The following is a 21,981-nucleotide window of genomic DNA, read 5'->3' as shown; positions in this document are numbered from 1 at the left end:
AACCACAGGAGACCGGGCCGCGAACCGGGGCGTCCACCGGATGGCGACATCCGCGACCACGCCCTGACGCTCCGCGACGGCACGGATCACTGCGTTTGACCCTAATCGGCGCCGTCCTGGCATGACTCCATGCCATGCATTCCCGACGAGGACGGCTCCTCGTGCGTGGAGTACGGCGGTTGGCGGCGGCATCTGAGGTTGGGTGCGGCACTAGGGCGCGAACGTATACGGTGGGATGCAGCGCTCGGCATGGCGTTGATGACGCGGAGGCCAGAGCCCGATCATTGGGTACGCCCCTTCGGCCTCTACTACGCCAGTTAGACCTCCGCTAAAGGGCCCAGACCCCTTCAACAAACACCTAACCGGCGTAGTAAACCCCGAACCGGCGTAGTAGACGACGTCACCGCTGAGCACGCGGGCGAGCAGACCCCCGGCTCCACCCACACCCTCCCCGGCCGGATAACAAACCGTCACCCTGGGGGCGCCTTCTCCGGTACCCTCTCCCGGATCACGCATCGTCCTGATGGCCGGGGAAGAAGGAGGTCAGGGAGGAGGTGAGGGGGTGTGCCAAGTCGAAAGGCCGACACGCCAAAGTCCGCAAGGACCAGGAAACGGCCCGGAAGACGAGCGAGTTCATTAACGCTATCGCTCATCTGATCCGGGCCGTTAGTGTCCTGATGGATTCCCTCCGCGGCTGGTTCTAGGACCGACCGCGTCGGGGAGTCATCCGGGTTGCTGCCGGGTGGCTCCCCTCTATTGTGCCCGCCGTACGGCCCGGCGGGCAAGGGCGAGTCACACCTCGAACACAGTTGTCCGTCCTGGCCTCCTGGCCGACGGCGCTTCTTAGGATCATCCCCGTGACCACGGCCACCCCCTCCGACCCAAGCGCAGCGAGCGCGGTCTCCACTCCCGCGCCTTCCGCGGCAACCGTCTCCCCCACCGTCACCGCCCGCTCGGACGCTTCTTCCGCCGACGTTTCCTTGCCCGTCACCGCTCCCGCCAGCGCCGCCCCTTCCCCCACCCCTGCGCCGTCCACCTCCACTCCCCCGCCGTCCCTCGACGTCGCCCCCGGCTCGGTGGTGCGAGTGCGCGACGAGGACTGGCTGGTCACCCAGGTCTCCACGAACTCCGACGGCACCCTGGTGACGGTGCAGGGGCTGTCGGAGCTGGTGCAGGACGTCACCGCCCAGTTCTCCGCCGGGATCGACCGCATCGAGCCCGTTGACCCGCGCCGCACCCGGGTGGTGGCGGATACCTCCACCCGGCATCGGCTTTCGCGCCTGTGGCTGGAGGCGACGCTGCGCAAGACGGCGCTGCCGGCAGGCTCCACGGAGCTGTCGGTGGTGGGCGACATGCTGGCCGACCCGCTCCCCTACCAGCTCACGGCCGTCCGGCAGGCCCTGGACCCGGCCAACCTGCGCCCGCGCATTCTGCTGGCGGACACGGTGGGCCTGGGTAAGACCCTGGAGATCGGCATGATTCTGGCGGAGCTGGTGCGCCGCGGCCGCGGGGACCGGATTCTGATCGTCACGCCCCGGCACGTGCTGGAGCAGATGCAGCATGAGATGTGGTCGCGCTTCGCCCTGCCCTTCGTGCGCCTGGACTCGGTGGGCATTCAGCGGGTGCGGCGCACCATCCCGGCCACCCGCAACCCGTTCTCCGTCTACCACCGGGCGATCATCTCCATCGACACCCTCAAGTCCGACCGCTACCTCAACCACCTGCGTAAGCAGCGCTGGGATGCGGTGGTCATCGACGAGTCGCACAACGTCACTAACAAGGGCACGCTCAACAACCGTCTGGCGGACATCCTGGCCCGCCAGACGGACGCCCTGATCCTGGCCTCCGCCACGCCTCACAACGGGGACCCGAAGTCCTTCGCGGAGCTGATTCGCCTGCTGGAGCCGACGGCAGTCCATGCGGACGGCTCGCTGGATCAGGAGGCGGTGCGTCGGCTGGTGATCCGCCGCCACCGTCACTCCGAGGAGGTGCGCGACGTCGTGGGCGACCGCTGGAAGGAGCGGCTGACTCCGGTGAACCGGCTGGTAGCGCCCTCCCCGGCGGAGGATGCGGTGGCCGGGGAGCTGTCCCGCTCCTGGCTGCACCGGCCCGACGGCGCCTCCGCCCCGGGCGCTGCCGGCCCGGGCACCGCGGGCAATAGCGGCAGCGCCCTGTTCTCCTGGACACTGGCGAAGGCCTTCTTGTCCTCCCCGGCGGCGCTGATTCAGACGATCGACGAGCGCATGGCGCGGCGTCGCGCCCGGGCCGGAAGTGAGGAGGCGCTGGAATCCTCCGAGCAGTCCCGGGCCCTGGCCCGCCTGCGGCAGCTGGCCGAGGCGGCCAATAACACCGAGTCCGGCAAGTACCAGGCGCTGCTGAAGGAACTGCGCCGCATCGGCGTCGGCCCTCGTTCGACGGCGCGGGCGGTGGTATTCGCCGAGCGCGTGGCCACCCTGAACTGGCTGGCCGAGAATCTTCGGCGGGACCTGCGCCTGCGCGACGGCGCGGTGCGCGTGATGCATGGTGGCCTGTCGGATGTGGAGCAGCAGGAGATCGTTGAGGAGTTCCGGCAGGCGCATACGCCGCTGCGCGTGCTGGTGACCGGCGACGTCGCCTCGGAGGGAGTGAACCTGCACGCCCAGTGCCATGAGCTGATCCACTATGACATCCCCTGGTCGCTGATCCGGATCGAGCAGCGCAATGGCCGCATCGACCGCTATGGGCAGGAGACCAGCCCGCAGATCACCACCCTGCTGCTGGACCCCTCCGACGCACGCTTCTCCGGTGATGTGCGCGTGCTGACCCGCCTGATGGAGAAGGAGGATCAGGCGCACCGGGCGCTGGGCGACGCCGCCTCCCTGATGGGCCTGTACTCCGGGGAGAAGGAGGAGCAGGCGATCCGTGAGGCGTTGCAGCAGGGTGCGGACATTGACGCGGTGGTGCCGGATGTGGATGCGGCCCTGGAGCTGGATCCGATGGCGGCCCTGTTCGCCTCCCTGACGGGTACCGCCCAGGCCGGCTCCGACGACGCCCCGGACACCTCCGACGACGGCGCCCCGGCCGCTGCCGCACCAGCCGCTGCCGAAGCCGCCCCGGTCGGCGGCGCCCCGGCCGCCGGGCTCTCGCCGTCGGCCCGCCCCGCGGCCCCGCTGCCGTCCTCCACCCTGTACGACTCCCAGCTGGATTACCTGCGTCAGGCCCTGACCGAGCTGTATGAGCGCCCGGAGGAGGCCGAGCACGGGCAGACCGGCGGCGGTGGCGTCTCCTGGCGGGAGCATGAGGACCATGTGGTGGAGCTGGTGCCGCCCGCGGGCCTGCGCGCCCGCCTGGCGGTGCTGCCGCAGTCGTATCTGAAGGACCGGCACGTGCAGGAGCACCTACTGCTGGCCACCAGCCAGCGCAAGGGCAGGGCGCTGCTGGCGCAGGCGCTGCGGGACTCCTCGGACTCCTCCTGGCCGGAGGCCCACTACCTGGGGCCGCTGCACCCGGTGCTGGAGTGGGCGGGCGACCGGGTGCTGGCCCGGCTGGGCCGCTCCTCCGTGTTCGCGGTGCACGGGGCGGTGGAGTCGCCCACGGTGCTGCTGCTGGGCACGCTCACGAATCTGGCGGGCCGCACGATCTCCCTGGTGAGCGTCTCCGTCGCCTTCCCGTTCCTGGACTTGGCAGCCGCCCGCGCGCAGTTGCAGGCGGGCCGGGACCCGGAGGCGGTGCCGATCGGGCGGGTGCACGCCTCCCCGGCGGAGATGTTCAAGGCGGTCGGTGTGGAGCGGGAGCTGACCAATGCCGGCGGCGCCCCGGATACGGCACTGTTGGAGGCGCTGCTGGCCCCGGCGGTGGATGCGGCCGAGAAGCAGATGACGTTGACGGTGCAGGCGGCCCGGGAGCAGGCGCGCACCCGGGTGGAGGCCTGGGCGCGGCGGGCGGATTCCTGGGACGACGACGCGGGCCGCCTCATCCAGAACCGGCAGCTGCGTTCCCAGCGGCAGACGGTGGCGGCGGAGCATGCGCTGATGGAGCAGCAGCTTCCGGCACACACCCTGGTGCGGCCGCTGCTGGTGGTAGTGCCCCATGGTTTCGACAGCGGCGCGAGTACCGGCCTCGGCGGTGGCGCGAGTACCGGCCTCGGCGGTGGCGCGGGGGCTGGCCTGGGCAGTGGTTTTAGTGGTGGTTTCGGGAAGGAAGGGGACCGCTGATGGCGGCGTCGGATGCGCTCGTGGTGGGCGAGGACTGGATCAGTGAGCACTACTTCACCACCGACGCCACGAAGGAGTCCTTCCTGGCCCGTGTGCTGGAGCGTCGCAAGGAGTGGGAGGAGCTGGAGAAGCCCTCCGACGGCGCCGCCCCGGTGTCCACGCCGCGCAGCCGCTTCCGTTCGGCGCGCCCGCACCTGGAGGAGTTGTTGGCGGCCCTGCCCGACGACGACGCCGCCACACCCACCGCCGCCGCCCTGCGGGCCGCCGGGGAGCTGGACGCCGCGCTGCGGGAGATTCTGGGTTTCGCCTCCGCCGAGTTCCGGCTGGTTGACCGCGGCCCGGTGACGCTGGTGCGGCCGGTCGGCGATGAGGGCCCGGCACCGCTGGCGCTGCTGCGGGCCCGCCCCGCGGCCACGGTGGAGGACCTGCTGGTCAAGGATGCCCAGACGCTGTCCGAGCCGTGGGAGCCGGTGGATTTGGAGGACCCGGATGCCCCCGCCCTGGAGGGCGCCGAGCCGGTGGTTTCGGTGGCGCGGGCGCTGTCCACGCTGATGACCGACGAGCACGGCCCGGCCTTCGCCCTGGTGCTGGCGGGTCGTTGGGCGCTGGTGGCGGAGAAGGAGCGTTGGCCGGAGGGCCGCTGGCTGGCGGTGAATGTGCAGCTGGTGGTGGAGCGCAATGACGCCAAGCGGGGCGGTGAGGTGGAGCGGGCACTGACCTGCATGGACGCTCGCTCCCTGCTGCCGACTCCGGAGGGCGAGACCTGGTGGTCGGGCACGCTCGCGGATTCGGCGGCCCACACGGTGGGGGTGTCGAGGGATCTGCGTGAGGGGGTGCGCTCCTCCATTGAGATCATCGCCAATGAGGTGGTGCGGCGTCGGGCCGCCCGGGGTATGCCGCCGCTGGGCCAGGAGCAGGCGCAGCCACTGGCCTTGCAGTCGCTTAGGTACATCTACCGGATCATCTTCCTGCTGTATGCGGAGGCGAGCCCGGAGCTGGGCGTGCTGCCGGTAGGTGCGGCCGAGTACGACGCCGGCTACGGCCTGGAGCGGCTGCGGGAGCTCACGCTGCGGGAGCTGCATGAGGAGACGGCGCAGGCGGGCACGCACATCTACCAGTCCCTGAAGCTGCTGTTCAAGCTAGTGGATTCGGGTTGGAACACGGGGGTTACGCCGGATCAGGAGGAGACCTTCGACGGCCTGGTGTTCCAGCCGATGCGCGCGGACCTGTTCCGCCCGGAGGCGACGGCGCTGATTGATGAGGTGGGCCTGGGTAATGCGGCCCTGCTGCGGGTGCTGCGGCACCTGCTGCTGACTAAGGAGAACGGCCGGACGGGCCGGGGCTTCATCTCCTATGTGGAGTTGGGCATCAACCAGTTGGGCGCCGTCTATGAGGGGCTGATGAGTTACACGGGTTCCTTCGCCGTCGAGCGCCTGTGGGAGGTGGCGCCGGGCGGGGACGCCTCCAAGGGCTCGTGGGTAGTGCCCGAGGATGTCATGGAAGGCCTGGATGAGAAGGACTTCGTGACGGTGGAGGATGAGGTGACGGGTGAGCGCCGCAACGTCACCTATGAGCCGGGCGAGTTCGTGTTCCGGCTCTCGGGCCGGGATCGGCAGCGGTCGGCGTCCTTCTACACCCCGGAGGTGCTGACGCGTTTCACGGTGCAGCAGGCCCTGGAGGAGTTGCTGGATCAGGATGGCCGCACGACGACGGCGGAGGAGGTGCTGCACCTGACGGTGTGTGAGCCGGCGCTGGGGTCGGGCGCCTTCGCGATTGAGGCGGTGCGCCAGTTGGCCGAGCAGTACCTGTCCCGCCGGGAGCGGGAGCTGGGGCGGCGCGTGGACCCGGAGGAGCGTCCGCGCGAGTTGGCCAGGGTGAAGGCCTACCTGGCGCTGCATCAGGTCTACGGCGTGGACTTGAACGCCACGGCGGTGGAGTTGGCGGAGATTTCCCTGTGGCTGGACACGATGGTGGAGGGGCTGGCGGCGCCGTGGTTCGGCCTGCGGCTGCGGCGAGGCAATTCGCTGGTGGGGGCCAGGCGGGCCCTGTATCCGGTCAGTGCCCTGGGCAGCAAGCGGAAGTGGTTGAGCACCACGCCGGTGGCCGAGCCGCTGCGGCAGGTGGCCGAGGCCATTGATGGTTCGGCGGGTGCCGACGGCGTCGGCCCGGATGGCCCGTCGAGCCCGGCCGGCCCGGGAGGCCTGCCCGCAGGCCGGGGTGAGCCTGCCGCGCCCGTCTCCGTGCACCGCCTGGGCCAGGCCCTGGACATGACCGGCCGGGTGCATCACTTCCTGCTGCCCGCCAGCGGCTGGGGCTCGGCCACGGAGGTGCCCAAGCAGGTGCGTAACCTGGTGGACGCCGGGCGCTTGAAGGCTCTGAAGGAGTGGCGCAAGGACATCACCAAGGCCCCGAAGGACAAGCCGAATAAGCAGATCAAGCGGCTGACGGCGCTGGCGCGGCGCGTGGAGGTGCTTTGGGAGTTGACGCTGCGGCGCCTGCGGGTGGCGGAGGCCGAGGCCTCCCGCCGCATCGACCTGTGGGGCCGCGAGCCCCAGGCGGGTGCGGATTCGGCGGTGACGCGGGAGCAGATAGAGACCTACCTGGCCAACCCGGATTCGGCCTACCGGCGCCTGCGGCTGGTAATGGATGCCTGGTGCGCACTGTGGTACTGGCCGCTAACCACCGACGTCAAGCCGCCGAGCCTGGAGGAGTGGCTGGAGACGCTGGAGCACACGCTCGGCTACGCGGGCGACGCCGCCCCCGCCAACGCGGTGCCGCTTGCCGAGGCGACCACCTGGGAGGGCCTGGAGGAGACGGAGGCCTGGGACCTCCAGTTCGCCGGTGCCCGCAGGGTGGAGGCGGTGCTTGAGCAGCAGCCGTGGCTGCGTGTGGCCAAGCGGGTTGCGGACGAGCAGGGCTTCTTCCATTGGGAACTGGACTTCGCCACTGTGTTTGCGCGCGGCGGATTCGACCTGCAGGTGGGCAACCCGCCGTGGGTGCGGCCCACCGCCGACGTGAACGCGCTTCTATCAGAGAGCGACCCGTGGTGGACCCTGACGAAGAAGCCCTCGGAGGCCGCGAAGCAGGCGCGCCGCCCGGAAACTTTGGCACGCCCGGGCATGCGCAACCTGGTAATCGACGGCACCGCCGAACAGATCGTGCAGTCCGAGTTGCTCAGCGACTCGACCGTCTACCCGCTGCTGAGCGGCCAGCCCGATCTGTATCGAGCCTTCATGTGCCAGGTGTGGGAACACCAGAAGTCGAGCGGCACCTCGGGGCTCATCCATATGGAGACCCACTTCACGGATGCCAAGACCCAGAACTTGCGCGCAGCGACGTATCGGCACCTGCGGAGGCACTGGCAGTTCATCAACGAGCTTCAGCTGTTCGATATTCAGCACCAGAAGATTTACGGCGTCCATGTCTACAGCACCGAACGGGCACCGCATTTCCTTCATGCCGCTTCGCTCTACCATCCCGATACGGTCGCACGTTCTCTCAAGCATGACGGCTCAGGCGAAGAGCCCGGCTTCAAGGACCCGCACACGGGCACTTGGGACCTGCGCCCACACGCCTCCCGCATCCAGCAGGTCGACGACGCCATGCTTCGGACCTGGCAGGCGGTGACCGAGGCCGACGACTGGCGTTCCGCCCCCATGGTCTCCACGGTCAACTCGGCGGCCGCTCGTACTCTGGAAACGCTGTCACGCAGCCAGCGCATAGGCTCCCTCGGTCTTCAGTTCTCCGCCGGCTGGCACGAGACAGCAGACTTTGAGAAGGGCCGCTTCGTCAAGGAATGGGGCCGAACCTTCTGGGAGGACGCCATCTTGCAGGGACCGCACCTGTACGTGTCTACGCCCCTGTATAAATGGCCGAACGAATCCATGAAGAACTTCCTCGATTGGACTCCGACCGACTTCGAGGCCCTGCCGGCGGATGCGCAGCCGGTCACCCAGTACAAGCCTGCCGGCGACCGCGCCACCTACGATCGTCTCTACACCCACTGGGGCACCACCTCCGCCCGCGACCACTACCGCATCGCCTGGCGTACCCAGGTGCCTCTGACCGGCGAACGTACCTTGGCTCCTGCGCTGATCCCGCCTTCATCCGCGCACGTGGATGGCCTGTTCTCCGCAGGCCTGCCCGCGGCCCACGCAAGTGAACTCATGCACGTGTCCGGAACGCTCAGTTCGATCCTCGCGGACTTTTATGCGCGTTCGCGTGGGTTCTCCCATATCCGCGGCGGCGCAGTCAGCTCACTCCCTATGCCTCCCCTCAATTCCCCCCTTTCATCACGGGTCGTTCTCCGCGCCCTCCGCCTCAACTGTCTGACCGAGGCCTATACAGACTTGTGGGCCGCATGCTGGGACCAGGCGTTCCTTGAGGACTCGCCGATTCTGGAGCGCTACGACGAACGCCCGGTAGGGCCGGTCTGGACTCCAGACACGCCGTTGCGGCGTGCGGAGGACCGGCGCAACGCGCAGGCTGAGGTCGATGTGATGGTGGCGGTGATGCTTGGGGTCCCGATCGAGGACCTGTGCACGATCTACCGCACCCAGTTCGCGGTGCTCTACGACTACGACCATGGCCGCGGTACGGGTGCTTATGTCTATGATGCGAACGGTCGGCAGGTGCCCACGCCGGTGCGGCAGGCCTGGGATAAGCGCAAGCGCCCCGAGTCGGATGCCGACATGCCGCTGGACGAGCGCACCCACACCCACCCCGGCTCCGGCGTAACCTACGTCTACGAGCTCCCCTTCCGCACCCGCGACCGCGAACTCGACTTCCGCCACATCCACAAGAGCCTCTCATAGGAGACATAAACTCACACCGAACATCCACCTACGGCGATTGGTAACCGCCCACCAGACAGCTGGACCGCGAGTTACCGACTAACGCCGTGAACGCAACCTAACAAAACACACAATTTACTATCCGATAAGCACCTCCAGACCACTACCTCAGAAAGGCGATGCACCGTGGCCACAACCGGGTACAGGAACCGCTCCATCAAGCGTCTCCACCTCGACCTAAGGAATCCCCGCCTCGGTCGCCCCGCCGTAGACACCGAGGCTGAGGCCATGGGCAGACTGCTGGAGGAATTCGGCCCTAAGATCATCGGCTTGGCAAGAAGCATCGCCGAGCACGGGCTCAACCCCACCGAGTCTTGGGCGGTTGTCCGCGAAGAAGGCAAATTCGTTGTCCTGGAAGGCAACCGCCGCCTTGTCGCCTGTCGACTCCTCGACAGTCCTGGCAAGGCACCCGATCCAGAGACGACCGCAACCTTCGAGCGCATCAAACGAGGAGTCCGTGCCGCAGACTCCTACCTTCGGCCCAGTTGCGTGGAGTTTGAGCACCGCTCTGACGCTCGCTACTGGATTCACCTCAAGCACCACGGCGCCGGCAGTGGCGAGGGCACCGCCGCCTGGGGACCAGAGATGGTCTACCTCGATCAGGTCAACAGCGGCAGCAACCCTGTGGAGTGGAACGAGTTCTGGTACTGGTTGGAAGAGACTTACCAGCACGACCGCCCCCTGGTCGACCTCATCGACCGTGCGCGGCGCGAACAGTACACTCTTATGGAACGCGTCTACACCTGGAAGGTCAAAGAGCTTCTCGGCGCAGGGTTCGCCCAACCCGGTAAGATCAACGTCAACGTCGACCCCGAGAAGATCAAGCCGTTCATTAGCACAGTCATAACCGGAATGCTCACGCACCAGCCAAAAGACATGAACGAGTCCAACGTCGCCAACGTTCTCGTCATCTCCTCCCGCACGCTCAACAGCAGGGACTCCGCCGAAGATAAAATAGAAGAGGTGTGGCGTGACACCATCGGAAACACCGATGTCACGCCTGCAGCCCCATCGTCGACCGATCCCACCATCTCCATCCCAACTCAGGACACAAGAGTATTCGAGTCAACACTAGCCTCCTCCAACGTGCCCTCTTCCGCGGGCGCCGAGTCCGCGGGTGGCTCTGCTTCAGACGCGACCACTACGCAGAAGAATCAGGGCTCTGGCACCACTTCTCGAGTACGCCAGCCCAAGCCGTCCAAGAGTGAGACCCACCTCTACTACGGAGTAAGACGCTCCAACATGCCCAAGAGAGTTAAGGACATACTCAAGGAGTGCGCAAACACCGAAATCAAAACCAACCCTGAAACAGCCTCGATCATGGCGCGCGTCGCAGTTGAACTCGCCACCGACGCACTCATCGACCGCCGGAATCTCAATCCGAAGGGCAATACACTCTTCAATAAGCTCGCCGCCGCATTGCGTCACCTCGACCCCCGTCTGGATTCTAAGATCCCCGCACGCCCAGAGTTGGCAGGAACGTGGGCAGCCATACGCACCAACACCGCTGACGGACACTTCATCCGTGATCTCCACAACTGCGTGCACTCATGGCAGTACACCGCCGCGCCCGAGATGGCCGATCGGGCAAATACGCTGTTCACACCCCTACTCAACGCTATCAACACTGAACTTGGCATCGCACCAGCAGGCGCAGCGGCCACTAGTAACCAATGCGGGCAGGCTTGAGTCGTGAGGTACTTGTCCCCCCTACGCTACCCAGGCGGCAAAGCCCGCCTGGCTCCCTTCTTCACGCACCTGGTTCACGCTCAGGTCCCCGCCCCAACCACCTACGCCGAACCATACGCCGGCGGCGCAGGCGCAGCTCTGCGTCTCTTAACAGATGGCGCTGTCGACCACATTCACATCAACGACATCAACGCCGGCATCGCCGCCTTCTGGCGCACCATCACCACCCCCGACGGCGCTGATGCCTTTACCCAGCTCATCACCAACACCCCCGTCACCATCGACCAATGGCACCACCAGAGATCCATCTACCAGGCCGGTGACGCTGACGACCTGACACTCGGATTCGCAACCTTCTACCTCAACCGCACCAACCGATCTGGCATCCTAGACGCGCGCCCCATCGGCGGTCTCGATCAGAGCGGCAAGTGGAAGATCGACGCCCGTTTCAACAAGCCAGCCCTCATCAAACGGGTCGAGCATGTCGCCATGCTCGGGCGCCGCATCCATGTCAGCCAGCTCGACGGCCTCGACTTCCTCACCACCATGGAACCCCACGCCACCGACGTCCTTGTCTACGCTGACCCGCCCTACGTGGAGCAAGGAGGAAGCCTCTACCTCCACGCCTTCAACACCGAAGACCACCAGGCCCTTGCCGACAAACTCCTGACCGCCACCTACCCGTGGCTCCTAACTTACGACGACCAGAAAATCATCTGGTCCAACCTCTACAACGCAGCCCGCTGCGCCCGATTCAGCATCGCCCACACGGCGGCCGTCCAACACGTCGGCAAGGAGACCATTGTCTATGGCCCCACTCTCACCGTCCCTACAAATCTTGAAATCACTCCCGGAGTCCGCGCCACCTGGATCGCCTAACCCCGTTTCCGGAAGGTTATTAATGGGGTTGGCAACACACGTTGCGGAGCTCTTCGATGAGTCTTGCGGCACCTACGGATACCGGCGCTTTGCTGAGCCCCACCCGCCCTGGATGATGCGCAATGCGCGCTGAGACGCTCTGCTGAGACGCACCCGTCTGACGATACTGCAGGAGGCTAACGACGAATCAATTTGATGGCCGCAAACGCGAGTTTCCGCACCTTCGGCCAATGCTTCACCACTTCCGGTATTGCGACGACGCCTACTGAGAGGAGTGGACCTGCGGTCTTGGCGAGATTCTCTCGATGCCGCCCCCGATGGTAGGCACACATGATTGCACCCACCTCGATGTCCCTGCCGCACTCGCTGCACATCGCCACAGTGACGTTTGCCTCCTCCTCGTCAAACGACGCGCGCCCTTCAATAGCCTCCGGAGGCGGCATGAGCAGGCGATCTGGTTCCATGCCACAGACCTCGATCGCACGCGCATGAGTCGAGAGAACCCGCGCGTACAGCGGCTTCTGGTCCTCGTGGGCGAACGAGCTGAGTGCCGTTACATTGGCGTCGTTATTAAGCTGTCGCTGGCTAAGCAGGTCCTGGAATCGACCGAGTGCAATCCTCGCTGCGTCGGTGTCACCGTGATGCATGTGCACCAGGGCAACCGCCCGGGTCGCGCTCTCCATCGCCGCGACCGAGCGCACGACGCGTTCGGCACGTTCCGCGTTCCTCTCAGTCAACGACTTCTGCGACTGTACAAAGATCACTGCGTCCTGCCACAAGAACGCCATTGCCCCAAGTTCGTAGTCCCTCGCGAGGCCTTTCAGGTCGGAGTCGATCGATCGGGCGAGCATTTCGCGCGCCTCGTCAGCCTTGCTCAGGGCAATATCAAGCAGGTCTTTCCGGCGCTCGCTGTCCGAGACGGCGTGTGCCTGATCAATAAGCGACCAGGCACTGTCCACGAGAGCGAGGCGATCATCCTGGAGCCCCGTCCTGACGGCGGCGACGTCATCCTCGATGCCACGCAGCCCGGTCACAACCTCCAGCTGCACGGCACTGGCACGAAGGTTGCTCCATGCCTGCGACAGCTTAGGAGTAAGGTGCCTCGTGTCGAGCCGAAGGACGTGGCGCATCCGCCCGCTCCGGTCCACCAGGTGCGCGAGAGCATCACCCGAGCGGTCGACCTGGAAAGTGAGTTCCCCGCTATCGATCAGCTTTTGGAGAAACGACGGAATGTTGGCAACCACTGTAGATTCAGGAACGAATGAAGCAACCACATCTCCCAGCTCGGGCAGGATCGCGAGTACCTGGGAAGCGTCTCCAAACAGAACCCTGTAGTCTTCATTACCCCGAGCGAGGTTCCGGTAGAGTTCGCCATTCGGTTCGGTCAGCAGTCCGGAGACATCCGCGCGAACATCCTCCTCGACCGCGCGGTGGTCACCTTGACCAGGCGCAAGCGTCCCACCATCCTCAATGACCTCATGGCAGAAAGGGTCCGATTCGGGCGACATAGTGTCCTTCTCGAGAGACTCCAACTAACTACGGCACAAGGAACCTGAATGGCGAGCTCCGAGGCGCTACAGCAAGTCTACCGGAGTCATCCTCCAGGGTGAAGAGTCGTGCCCGCAACACTCGCCGACACCCTCCTAAGCCTCGCCGAGGCGCAAGTCATGATATCAGAGATCTCCGTGACCGGAGATGTTTACCAACACGCCAATCATCAGGGACCCCGCCCACCGCACCCCCGAACTGGAAGAGCCGAGTGTTGCTAGTGGCGAGAATGGCACACCGTAATATGCCATCACCTCAAATATGCTGGCCATGACTACCAGTTCGAACCAGGACTAGAGTTCCGTCGGTGTCGACGGCATACAGGAATAGTCATTCGGCGGCGACCACCCGCTCACGCACGGTCGATGAGGTCCATCAACTCATCGACGTCTCGGACCTTGATAGCCGGTTCCGCCTCGGCCTCGCGGATCGCATCGGCGTAAGGGGTGAGGCTCGGCTGGAAGGGCAGCCTCTGGTCGTGGACGATCTGGCTGAGGAACATGTTGATCGCGGTGGGCATGTCGATGCCCATTCGGTCAAGAGTCCTCGTGGCCTGCTCCTTGAGCTGGCTGTTGGTGCGGACCTGAATACGCGTGTCTAGCTCCACCATTCCCCTCCGCTTGTGAGCCTGTTGTACTGCCATGGTACTCATGCGTGAGAAGTGCGCCAAGAGCTGGCACCCGACCTACGCTGTCTAGCAGAAGCCGGACAGCGTGGAACCGTTTGTTCGCTCATTCGCAGGCCATGCCGAGTACATCGCCGATCGCCTGCCGGGTGCGACGCCGACGAGCTCGCGGATTTCGGCGTCGGTGAGCCCGGCGTCCGCAAGGGCCTTCCCGACGCTCGCTGCCAGGCGGGGCGTCTCTGGCGGCAACGTGTCGCTGCCGGGCTCCTGCTTGCGCCACCCGCGACGCGAGAGTCGCTTATAGAAGTCCTGGCGCTCCTGTGCACTGCCGGCGCCGAGGGCGTGCGCCCGCTCCATAAGAGCCTGCATGGACACACCCCACTCCTGCTTAAGATCAAGAAGCCTACCGAGGGTGAGCGCACGCAACTGGGGACGTATGACATGCTCAGGCATCAGGAACTCAGCGGCAAAGGCGTTCGCCTGTGCCTCGACGTCTTCGTCCTGGTGCTGGGAGTGCATTACGAGATGGCCGAGTTCGTAGGCGCCACAGTTCAACTCAAACCCAGACACCACTGTAGAGGCAGTCCAGGTGATGAGCCATCGCACGCGCCATCTACCGACGCCGGTCCGCGCGCGAGCCTCGCCCGAGGGGCAGGGTGTCAAAATCGATGACAAACACCACCGACAGCCTTCAAGAGCCAGTACGGCACCCGCATGATTCCGCCGAATCGTCCGACGAGGCCAACGCCGCCGACCCCGTTTGTCATCAATTGTGACACCGCATGCCCCAGGCCCCTCGCCCACCGGCACACGGGGCAGCGGCAAGCCGCACAGCGAACTCTCGAGCCATGATGGCCACGACTACTCGTTACCTGCGCCGGTAGACCTCGCGGCGGTGCCCGACGGCAAGGACCAGAACCAGCAGCACACCATCGTGGACCTCGTAGACGATGCGGTAGTCCCCGCTGCGTACGCGCCACTCACCCCGCCCTCCGACCAGCTTCTTCGCGCCAGAGGGGCGGGGCTCTTGCGCCAGCAGCTCAACCACCGCCTGAACCCGGAGCCGGGCTCGGCCGTCCAGCTTGCGCAGCTGGCGCGCGGCGGCTGGGCTGAACTCGATCCGGTACGTCATGCCAGCCCGAGGTCCGCCTTGACCTCATCCCAGGGAATGGTGCCGTGCTCGGCGACCTCCGCGCGAGCCGCTTCGGCCGCCTTGATGTCCTCAAGGTCCTCCGCGGCCTCGGTCAGGCGCTCAAGGTCCTCCGCATCGATGACCGCCGCAAGACGGCGGCCCCGGCGAGTGAGGAAGACGGGTGCATGGTGCACGCGGGCGTCATCAATGACGTCGGCGAGCCTGCTGCGCGCGGCGGAGACACTGATCTCGGTCATGATGCCCAGTATGCGCAATAACGCTCAAAATGTACATCTTGCTCGTCAACGCTGGTCCCCGCCTCTGCCAACTCCCTCGAACCACCCCAGCCCCTGCGGTACCCTCGCCCCTGTGAGCCGCATCTCCCGCCGGGCCCGTCGTCCGCGTCCTAACATCCCGCCCGGCGCGCGCCGCCTCACCCCCACCGCCAAGCTCACCCTCACCCCCACCGCCGGGCTGAGTCCCCTTCGCCCCCTCCCCCGCCCCTACGGCTCACGAGGCTGACCCGTGTCCCTCCTGCTGCCCAGCCTCCAGGCCGAACGCATCCGCCGCTCCATCGTCGACTACCTCTCCACCAACTTCGCACTCACGGACGCGGAGCCGCGGCGGGCCCTCGCCGACTTCCTCCAGGACCCCGAGCAGGGCATCTTCGTGGGCCCCTACGTGCGGCTGCGCCTGCCCTACCTGCCCGCGAGCGCCCGCTCCGACGCTCTCGACTGGGACCCCGGCCTCGCCCCCTACCGGCACCAGGCCGACGCCTACCGCCGCCTGACCACCAAGGGCGGCCACCGCCCCGAGCCGACCATCGTCACCACCGGCACCGGCTCCGGCAAGACCGAGGCCTTCCTCCACCCCGTCCTCGACCACGTGCTGCGCGCCCGCGCCCAGGGCATCACCGGCATCAAGGCCCTTATCCTCTACCCGATGAACGCCCTGGCCGCCGACCAGGCCGCCCGCCTCGCCCGCCTGCTCGCCACCGACCCGGCCCTGGCAGGCGTCACCGCCGGCCTCTACACCGGTGACACCGCCCAGGACCACAGCCGCGTCACCGCCGACTCCCTCATCACCGACCGCCAGCAGTTGCGCCAGTCCCCGCCGGACATTCTGCTGACAAACTACAAGATGCTAGACCAGCTCCTGCTGCGCCCCGAGGACCGCGAGCTGTGGCGGGCCTCCGCCGCCTCTCTCACCTACCTGGTGCTGGACGAGTTCCACACCTACGACGGCGCCCAGGGCACCGACGTGGCCATGCTGCTGCGCCGCCTCGGCCTGGCTCTGCGCGACCTGCTGCCCGACGACGACCCGCGCCGCCAGGCCTTCGACGCCTCCCCGCTCGGGCCCGTCTGCCCCGCGGCCACCTCCGCCACCCTCGGCGACGGCGGCGACCCCTCCCGCATGCTCGCCTTCGCCCGCGACGTGTTCGGGGTGGACATGCCCGCCGACGCCGTCGTCCTGGAGACCCGCGCCGACCTGGAGCAGTGGGCCGCCTCCCGCCGCGCCGCCGTCCCCGCCGGCGTGCTCGGCACCCCGATCCACCTGCGCAACCTCACCGCGCCTGCCCTCCAGGCCCTCGCCGGCCTCGCCCACGCCGGCTCCCCCGACCCCGCCGACCTGCTCGCCCGCGTCGTCGCCGCCCTGTATCGGCGTCCCGACGCCGTCGGCACCCCCGACGACGCCGCCCTGGCGGCCCCCGGCTCGCCCCCGACCGCCGCTGCCGATCCGGTCGACCCAACCGAGGCGCTCCCCGACGCCCCGGTCCTCGCGGCCGCCCTGCACTCCCACCCCGACGTGGTGGAACTGATCCGCGCCGCCGAGCACGCCACCGCCCTGAGCGACCTCGCCTACCGCCTGTTCGGACCCGCCGCCGATCCGGAGACCGCCCGCCTGGCCCTGGCCACCATCCTTGCGGCGCTGTCCACCATCCGCGCCGGGCTGGACGGCAACCCGGACCGCGGCGCCGTCGGCGTCGAAGTCACCATGTGGATTCGGGAGGTCACCCGCATCGACCGGGCCCTGGACGCCCGCCCCGCCTTCAGGTGGTCCGACGACGCCCTCGCCCCCACCGAGGAGGACGACCGCCCGGATGCCCGCCCCGCCGTGTACTGCCGTTCCTGCGGCCGCTCCGGCTGGAGCATTGTCCTGGCACCCACCGGGCAGGGCGAGAAGCACGACCAGTCCACCGTCCGCCGCGACCACCTGCTGGGTGACCCGCGCTTCCGCGTCCTCCTGCACGCACCCGGTGAGGAGACCGACTACCGCGCCCGGTTCGACGCCGGCGACCCCAGCCCCGAGGCCCGCCACCCCGGGCTGCGCTGGTACTCCGTGGACGGCCGCGAGCTACTCACCCGCCCGCCGCAGGACGCCGACCTGGAAACCCGGGAGGGCCGCTTCCTGCCCGTACTCACCCTCACCGGGGACGAGCGCGCCGTCGCCGACGACTCCATCCGCGACATGTGCCCCTCCTGCGGCGCCACCGACTCCATCCGCTTCCTCGGCTCCGCCGTCGCCACCCTCCTGTCCGTCTCCCTGACCACGCTGTTCGGCGACGACGCCCTCGACGACGCCGAGAAGCGCGCCCTGATCTTCACCGACTCCGTGCAGGACGCCGCCCACCGGGCCGGATTCGTGGACCAGCGCTCCCACACCATGAGCCTGCGCTCCGCCCTGCGCGGCGCCCTGCGGGCGGACATGCCGATCGACGCCTGGGCGGACGCCGCCCTCGACGCCGCCAGAGCCAGCGCCTTCGACCGCTACCGCCTGGTCCCCTCCGCCCTGGTCGAGCATGAGCGCTTCAAGCCCTACTGGGACTCGGAGGCCACCGCCCGCAGGCGGCGCACCGCCCAGGACTATGTGCGGCGTCGGCTTCTGTTCGACATCGCCCTGGAGGTCGGCCTCCAGTCCACCTACGGGCGCACCCTGGAGGCCACCGGCTCCGTCACCGTGCACGTGTCCGCCGGACGCGCCGGCGCCCTGACCCGCCTGGCCCGCGCGGCCCTCGGTGAGGGTGGCGAGCAGTCGGCCCTGCCCGGATTCGACGACGTCTCCGATAGGGACCTGCTCGCCTGGGTGCGTGGCACGCTGGAGCACATGCGTCGCGACGGCGCCATCGACCACGAATGGCTGACCCGCTACAAGCGCGACGACGGCAAGCGCCTGTGGATCTGGTACAAGCGCAACCGGCGCCAGGGGCAGCCCGCCTTCCCCGCAGGCCGCAGCGCGCCCGCCTTCCCGGAGGTCGGCGGCAGCCTGGACACGCGCCGCTCCGCCTTCGTGCCGGTCGGCTCCCCACGCTCCTGGTACGCCACCTGGACCCGCAAATGCCTGCACGTCACCCCCACGCACGCCGCCCGGCTCGCCCGCGCCCTGCTGGCAGACCTGGCGAAGGCGGAGATTATTTCCGCCACCACAACCGACACCGGCGGCACCGTCTACGGCATCCCCGCCGAGCGCGTCATCGTCTCCCCGCTGCACGACGCCACCGGGGAGGAGCTGCTCCTGGTGTGCGACACCTGCCGCAGCCAGCTGCCGGCCGCCGTCGCCACCGTGGACCAGCTCGACGGCGCCCACTGCCTGACCGCCGACTGCCCCGGCACCCTTGCGGCCCGAGCGCACCAGGCGGACAGCTTCTACCGGGACATGTACGCCGGTGCGCATGTGCGGCGCGTGGACGCCCACGAGCACACCTCCCTGCTGGACGCCGATGAGCGCGCCGCCGTGGAGGCCGGCTTCAAACGCCCCGTGCAGCGGCCCGGCGACCCCAACGTGCTGGTGGCCACCCCCACCCTGGAGATGGGTATCGACATCGGGGACCTGTCCACCGTCATACTCGGCTCCCTGCCGGATACGGTCGCCTCCTACGTGCAGCGGGTCGGGCGTGCAGGCAGACGCAACGGCTCCGCCCTGGCACTGGCGTACGTGCCCGGCAGGCGCGAGCAGCTGGCTCTGCTCAAGGACCCCGCCAACCTGCTGGACGGCTCGGTCAGGCTGCCATCCACCTACCTGGGGGCGGAGGAGATCCTGCGCCGCCAGTTCATCGCCTACGTCATTGACGTGCTCACCCGGGAGAACCACCCCGCCGTGCCCTCCGCCGGGCACGGGAGCGGCAACGCCCGCACCGCCCTTAGCGCCAACGACGACTCCTTCATAGGCGCCGTATGCGAGCGGATCTCCCGCGATGGGGCGATCCTGGCACGCACCTTCGCCGCCACCTTCGCCGACCGCACCCCGGCACTGACCCGTCTGGAAACCTGGATCCGGCACGACGACGGCGCCGGCCCCCGGGATATGCTGCAGCGGGCCGTGGCCGAGCACCGGACCGAGGCCGAGCAGCTGCGCCGCCAGCACAAGCAGGTCAAGGACGCCCTGCCCGAGTTGCAGGCCGCCACGCTCCGGCCCAACCCCACTGAGGAGGACCGACGGGCCCTGCGCGCCGCCGAGGGCACCCGGCGCGCCGTCGAGGCCCGCCTGCTGGACCTGGAGCAGGAGCACTGGGTCTCCGCCCTGGAACGGCATGGGGTGCTGCCCAACTACGCCCTGATCGATGACATGGTGCGCCTGTCTGCCCGGGTGTCCTGGCGCAATCCGGAGACCGACGAGTTCCACTCCGAGCCCTACGACATCGACCGGCCCTCCGTTCACGCCCTGAGCGAGTTCGCGCCCGGCGCCACCTTCTACACCCACGGCATGGAGATGGGTATTCAGGGCGTTGACGCCTCCGGGCTGAGTGGGCAGGCGCAGTGGTGGCTGTGCTGCCAGGCCTGCGGTTACGTGGACGTCCGGCCCCCGCAGGAGGATCTACCCGCTGCCCCCACGCAGTGCCCCCGCTGCCATGACACCGCCATCGCCGATGTGGGGCGCGCCCGCCGCGTGCTGCGCCTGAACCGGGTCTTCGCCGACGTCTCCAAGGACGACGCCCGCATCGGGGACGGCAGCGAGGACCGCATCCGCACCGGCTTCGAGGTGCTGCCCCTGGCCGACTTCAACCCGGAGCGGGTCGAGCGCGAGTGGAGCGTAAGCGCCTCCGGCTTCGGGCTGATCCGCTACCGCGGCCTGGCCCTGCGCTGGCTCAACACCGGGCGGGCCCTGGCGGGGCAGGCGGTAGACCAGGTCGCCTCCCTGCCGGTCTCCTCCCGTGACTTCCGCCTGTGCGAGGCCTGCGGCAAGCTCGACACGGACACCGGCGCCTCCAGCCCCTCCGAACACCGGCCCTGGTGCGAGCACCGCACCGACCCCAAGGAGCACGTGATCCAGGTGGACCTGATGCGGGAGCTGACCACCGAGGCGATCGCCCTGGTGCTCCCCGTGGGGCTGGCCGGCTACCAGGAGGGCCTGGGCTCCCTGGCCTCCGCGATCCTGCTCGGCCTGGAACTGCTGACCGGCGGCGCCCCCGACCACCTGGAGATCACCGCCGTCCCCTACCCGGTGGCCGACGGTGAGGCCGGGGAGACCCGTCCCTCCCTGCTCCTGCACGACGCGGTTCCCGGCGGCACCGGCTACCTGACCGACTTCGACAGCCCCGAACGACTGTGGGAGCTGATCGTCACCACCGGCCGGCACCTGGAGGACTGCCCGTGCCGCGGTGAGGAAACCGCCATGTGCCACCGCTGCCTGCAGCCCCACGCGACATCCGCCGGGGTGACTCGCGTGGCCGCACTGCACGCGCTGCGGCAGCTGCTGGGCATGGATGAGGAGGAACTGTTCGCCGACCTCGACCCGCACGTGCCCACCTGGAAGGTCACCGATGAGGCCGTACACGCCGGCGTCGGCGAGAGCCCCCTGGAGGCCAGTTTCCGAACCGTGTTGGCGCGGCGCCTGAGCAAGACCATGAATGTGACCACCGTGGCCAGCCTCTCCGGCGCGCCCGCGCTCGACCTGGACGGCGGCCGGTGGCGCATCCGCCCGCAGCTCGACGCCCACGGCACCCGCCCCGACTTCACCTGCCAGCGGGCGGCGGGCCGCTCCCCCATCGCCGTATACACCGACGGCCGCGGCTACCACGCCAGCCTGTCCCACAACCGGCTCGCCGACGACGCCGCCAAGCGGGCCCGTCTGCGCGCACACGGCTATCGGGTCATCTCCCTGGGCTTTGAGGACCTGGCGGGCACGTGGGAGCCCGCCTGGCTGGACGATCCCGCCGTCGCCCAGTTGCGCACCGGGAAGCGTCGCCCCGCCCGCGCGGGCGCCGTCACCGAGCAGGCCCTGACCGCCTGGCGGGGCGGCCCCATGGAGCTGCTGGTGACCATGCTGCTGGACGACGCCGACGGCCAGGGTCCTACCGGCACGGCCCTCAGCGCCCTGGCCGACTCCATCTGGAGCCCGCTCATCCTTGGCGCCACCCGGCGCCTGCCCCTGGCCGGGGGCGCCGCCATGCGGTACGCGCCCGCCACCAGCCCTAACAATGACCCCCTGTGGGAGGCGCTGCGGGCGCTGCGGCCCGGCAGCAGGCTCCCCGAGCCGGCCACCACCTCCGCCCAGACCTCCTGCTCGGTGTTCGTGGCCGATCACCTGTCCCTGGCAATACAGCTCACCGGCACCGCCACCACCGGCATGGCGCTCGTGCTCGACGACTCCGCCGACGCGGTGGCCTCCCCCGCGCACGCCGACTCCTGGCGCACTTGGCTGCGACTGAGCAATGTGCTCGCCCTGGCGCAGGCGCCCGTCACCATCACCACCACCTCCCTGGCCCTGACCGAGTTGCAGGAGCGGGCCGCCGCCGAGGCCGCCGTCAGCGGCAGCGGAGTCTCCGCCGAAGCCATGCATGAGCTCGGCTGGGACGCCGTCGACACCACGCTCATGCCCGAGGAAGTCCTGGCCCTGGTACCCCACCTGGCCCGGGCCGGCATTGCCCGCGACGGCGAGGGACAGGAGGCCGCCGACGGCGTCATGACCGAGCTATCGTGGAAGGCGCAGCGGGTCGCCGTCGTCTACCAGCCGCTCGAAGGCGACGTGGCAGTATTGCAAGCGGCCGGCTGGAGGGCCGTCGTCGCCGGGGCCGATCCCGCCTCCACCGCCGCAGAGGTCTCCGCACTCCTGAAGGAACACTGA

General features: G+C 68.3%; 11 protein-coding genes. 6 read left to right on the top strand and 5 right to left on the bottom strand.

The window, feature by feature from the left end:
• Positions 1-857: 857 nt before the first annotated feature.
• The 4 genes from C3B71_RS01670 (at position 858) to C3B71_RS01655 (ending at position 11,614) form a co-directional block, all read left to right on the top strand.
• Positions 858-4,193 (top strand): helicase-related protein, encoded by a 3,336-nt coding sequence (locus tag C3B71_RS01670; protein WP_234416026.1) that lies wholly within the window; start codon positions 858-860, stop codon positions 4,191-4,193.
• Positions 4,193-9,007 carry a restriction endonuclease subunit M gene (locus tag C3B71_RS01665; protein ID WP_108965690.1) on the top strand — a complete coding sequence of 1,605 codons (4,815 nt, stop codon included), beginning with the start codon at positions 4,193-4,195 and terminating at the stop codon, positions 9,005-9,007. Before C3B71_RS01670 ends, C3B71_RS01665 begins: the two co-directional genes overlap by 1 nt.
• 165 nt (positions 9,008-9,172) lie before the next feature.
• On the top strand, positions 9,173-10,735 hold the full coding sequence (locus C3B71_RS01660; RefSeq protein WP_108965688.1) for a ParB/Srx family N-terminal domain-containing protein: 1,563 nt from the start codon (positions 9,173-9,175) through the stop codon (positions 10,733-10,735).
• Between the two features lie 3 nt (positions 10,736-10,738).
• Positions 10,739-11,614 (top strand): DNA adenine methylase, encoded by an 876-nt coding sequence (locus C3B71_RS01655; RefSeq protein WP_108965685.1) that lies wholly within the window; start codon positions 10,739-10,741, stop codon positions 11,612-11,614.
• Between the two features lie 176 nt (positions 11,615-11,790).
• On the opposite strand, the gene C3B71_RS01650 is transcribed toward C3B71_RS01655, so the two are convergent.
• The 5 genes from C3B71_RS01650 to C3B71_RS01630 form a co-directional block, all read right to left on the bottom strand.
• Complete coding sequence (locus tag C3B71_RS01650; protein ID WP_181574811.1) at positions 11,791-13,122, bottom strand: hypothetical protein; 1,332 nt, start codon at positions 13,120-13,122, stop codon at positions 11,791-11,793.
• Positions 13,123-13,514: 392 nt separating this feature from the next.
• Entirely contained in the window at positions 13,515-13,805 is a 291-nt protein-coding gene (locus C3B71_RS01645) for a type II toxin-antitoxin system RelB/DinJ family antitoxin (RefSeq protein WP_199912548.1), read from the bottom strand.
• Between the two features lie 51 nt (positions 13,806-13,856).
• Positions 13,857-14,357 (bottom strand): ImmA/IrrE family metallo-endopeptidase, encoded by a 501-nt coding sequence (locus C3B71_RS01640; RefSeq protein WP_258522914.1) that lies wholly within the window; start codon positions 14,355-14,357, stop codon positions 13,857-13,859.
• Between the two features lie 298 nt (positions 14,358-14,655).
• Positions 14,656-14,919 (bottom strand): type II toxin-antitoxin system RelE family toxin, encoded by a 264-nt coding sequence (locus tag C3B71_RS01635; RefSeq protein ID WP_108965678.1) that lies wholly within the window; start codon positions 14,917-14,919, stop codon positions 14,656-14,658.
• The gene (locus C3B71_RS01630; protein ID WP_181574810.1) at positions 14,916-15,176 is read right to left on the bottom strand and encodes a type II toxin-antitoxin system Phd/YefM family antitoxin; all 261 of its coding nucleotides are present in this window, start codon (positions 15,174-15,176) and stop codon (positions 14,916-14,918) included. The genes C3B71_RS01635 and C3B71_RS01630 overlap by 4 nt, the downstream gene beginning before the upstream one ends.
• Positions 15,177-15,288: 112 nt before the next feature.
• Here C3B71_RS01630 and C3B71_RS15750 point away from each other — a divergent pair, with 112 nt between their 5' ends.
• Positions 15,289-15,441 carry a hypothetical protein gene (locus tag C3B71_RS15750; RefSeq protein ID WP_159097609.1) on the top strand — a complete coding sequence of 51 codons (153 nt, stop codon included), beginning with the start codon at positions 15,289-15,291 and terminating at the stop codon, positions 15,439-15,441.
• 3 nt (positions 15,442-15,444) lie between these two features.
• A complete protein-coding gene (locus C3B71_RS01625; RefSeq protein WP_108965676.1) occupies positions 15,445-21,981 on the top strand; it encodes a DEAD/DEAH box helicase in 6,537 nt (2,178 codons plus the stop codon).

Source organism: Actinomyces sp. Z16, assembly GCF_003111765.1.
Lineage (GTDB): Bacteria > Actinomycetota > Actinomycetes > Actinomycetales > Actinomycetaceae > Actinomyces > Actinomyces glycerinitolerans.
Note: the sequence above shows the minus strand (reverse complement) of the source record. Positions and strands in the feature narration are given on the sequence as shown.